Origin of the sequence: Sphingosinicella rhizophila (genome assembly GCF_032378825.1) — a bacterium.
Classification (GTDB): domain Bacteria; phylum Pseudomonadota; class Alphaproteobacteria; order Sphingomonadales; family Sphingomonadaceae; genus Allosphingosinicella; species Allosphingosinicella rhizophila.
On the sequence record NZ_JAVUPU010000014.1, the window covers coordinates 1 to 2,500 of the forward strand.

Here is a 2,500-nt window from a genome sequence, read left to right on the forward strand (position 1 = left end):
CCTATCTCAGCGTCCATCAGACCGGCAGCAGCTCACATCGCCTTCAGCATTGCCACATCATCGGGAAGGTTCTCGATGCCCTCGCTCATGCTTCCATCAAGCATATTATGACGGATCCGTAACGTCTTGAGCGGCAGCACGAGTCATATCTGCGATCTACTGCGCCATCACCGGTCGCGCTATCCGCGGCGCATGCACCCGCGACCAGTCGAGCCCCTCGATCAGCGCTCCAGCCTGTGCCGGCGTAAGGCTCATCACGCCATCTCCGAACCGCGGCCAGCGGAACGTGCCAGTCTCCAGCCGCTTGGTAACCAGCACCAAGCCGGTGCCATCCCACAGCAGCAGCTTGATCCGATCGGCACGCTTGCACCGGAACACGAACATGATCCCCGAGAACGGATCGCGCATGAGCTCGCTCTGGACCAGCGACGCCAGCCCGACCATCCCCTTGCGGAAGTCGACCGGCTTGACCGCGACCAGCACCTTGAGCGGCCCGGGCGGGATGATCATGTCGCCACCTGCACCGCCAGCAGCACCCGCTCGATATGATCGGCGGTGACGCCATCCGGCACCCGCACGACCATGCCACCCACGTCGATCCGGATCTCACCGCAGCGCGCCGGGCCAGCAGGCGTTGCAGGAACGCTCGACTGCTTCTCCACCATCGCGGGCACGAACGCTGCCCGATCACCTGCCTCCATCCGCTCCTTGGTCTCGTTGCGCCACCGGTAAAGCTGCTGCGGAATGATCCCGTGCCGCCGCGCCACCTCCGACACGTTCGCGTCAGGCGCCATGCTCTCCGCGATGATCCGCGCCTTCAACTCAGGCGACCAGCGCCGCCGTCCACCATCCGGCACGATGTGCATCCGCTGCGGCCGAACACTCCCGCTAGCTTCGAAGCCAGTTTCGAAATCAGCTACATCGCTTGTCGACAAGTTACACCTCCTCGCGAAGGCGCAGATACATAGCGACTAATTCAACAACGAAAATGTGGGGAGGATTGAGCGCTTACGCGCCATCGAGGCAATGAAGCCGAGGACCTGGACCGGATACAAAAAAAGCCCCGCACAAGGCGGGGCCATTTTTATTGGTTGCGGGAGTAGGATTTGAACCTACGACCTTCAGGTTATGAGCCTGACGAGCTACCGGGCTGCTCCATCCCGCGCCAATAACCTTCCCCTGCAAAAGGGGAAAGACATGTGAATGGGTTCTAAATCGAAATACCTTATGCGCCGGCCGCAAAGCCTGGCGACGACCTACTCTTCCACTGCTTAAGCAATAGTACCATCGGCGCTGTCCGGTTTCACGGCCGAGTTCGGGATGGGATCGGGTGGGTCACGGACGCTATGGCCACCAAGCTATGGGGCCGGCGCATAAAGTCTTCGGTTCTTTCAAAATCGATGCGTGCACTAAAGATCTGCTGTCCATCGACAGGTCCAAGCCTGTCGTTGATGGTGGGATTCATCAAGCGCGAATAGAGCAATTAGGACCGGTTAGCTCCACAGGTTACCCTGCTTCCACATCCGGCCTATCAACGTCGTGGTCTTCGACGGCTCTATGATATCTTATCTTGAGGGAGGCTTCCCGCTTAGATGCTTTCAGCGGTTATCCCGTCCATGCATAGCTACCCTGCTGCACCACTGGCGTGATGACAGGTCCACCAGAGGCATGTTCAACCCGGTCCTCTCGTACTAGGGTCAACTCCTCTCAAATATCGACGCCCACGGCAGATAGGGACCAAACTGTCTCGCGACGTTCTGAACCCAGCTCACGTACCACTTTAATTGGCGAACAGCCAAACCCTTGGGACCTGCTCCAGCCCCAGGATGTGATGAGCCGACATCGAGGTGCCAAACAACCCCGTCGATATGAGCTCTTGGGGGTTATCAGCCTGTTATCCCCGGCGTACCTTTTATCCGTTGAGCGATGGCCCTTCCACGAGGGACCACCGGATCACTATGACCGACTTTCGTCTCTGCTCGACTTGTCAGTCTCGCAGTCAGGCGGGCTTATGCCATTGCACTCTAACAGCCGGTTTCCAACCGGCCTGAGCCCACCATCGCGCGCCTCCGTTACTCTTTAGGAGGCGACCGCCCCAGTCAAACTACCCGCCACAGAGGGTCCCTGTTCCGGCTTACGGAACTAGGTTAGACATCAGAAAACAACAGGGTGGTATTTCACATTGTGGCTCCACCAGAGCTGGCGCCCTGGCTTCAAAGCCTCCCACCTATTCTACACAGTTCTTTCCTAATGCCACTCTGAAGCTGCAGTAAAGGTGCACGGGGTCTTTCCGTCTAACCGCGGGTACTCCGCATCTTCACGGAGAATTCAATTTCGCTGAGCAGGTGTTGGAGACAGTGGGGAAGTCGTTACGCCATTCGTGCAGGTCGGAACTTACCCGACAAGGAATTTCGCTACCTTAGGACCGTTATAGTTACGGCCGCCGTTTACCTGGGCTTCATTTCGGAGCTTGCACCCCTCCACTTAACCTTCAGGCACC

2 protein-coding genes, 1 tRNA gene and 2 rRNA genes (1 of these 5 cut by a window edge) are annotated in these 2,500 nt (G+C 58.3%); all 5 read right to left on the reverse strand.

The features are described 5' to 3' along the window. Positions 1–156: 156 nt before the first annotated feature. The gene (gene tnpB, locus RQX22_RS18195) at positions 157–510 is read right to left on the reverse strand and encodes an IS66 family insertion sequence element accessory protein TnpB (protein ID WP_315728465.1); all 354 of its coding nucleotides are present in this window, start codon (positions 508–510) and stop codon (positions 157–159) included. Continuing rightward, positions 507–935 (reverse strand): IS66-like element accessory protein TnpA, encoded by a 429-nt coding sequence (gene tnpA, locus RQX22_RS18200; protein WP_410001663.1) that lies wholly within the window; start codon positions 933–935, stop codon positions 507–509. Before tnpA ends, tnpB begins: the two co-directional genes overlap by 4 nt. 153 nt (positions 936–1,088) lie before the next feature. Further along, positions 1,089–1,165: transfer RNA gene (locus tag RQX22_RS18205), tRNA-Met, on the reverse strand. 78 nt (positions 1,166–1,243) lie between these two features. After that, a 5S ribosomal RNA gene (rrf, locus tag RQX22_RS18210) occupies positions 1,244–1,358 on the reverse strand. A gap of 105 nt (positions 1,359–1,463) precedes the next feature. Then, positions 1,464–2,500, reverse strand: a 23S ribosomal RNA gene (locus RQX22_RS18215) (it continues 1,755 nt past the right edge of the window).

Bases quoted from the DNA above. Each gene is read 5' to 3' on its own strand.
- tnpB (WP_315728465.1), bottom strand. From the start codon at position 510: ATGATCATCCCGCCCGGGCCGCTCAAGGTGCTGGTCGCGGTCAAGCCG.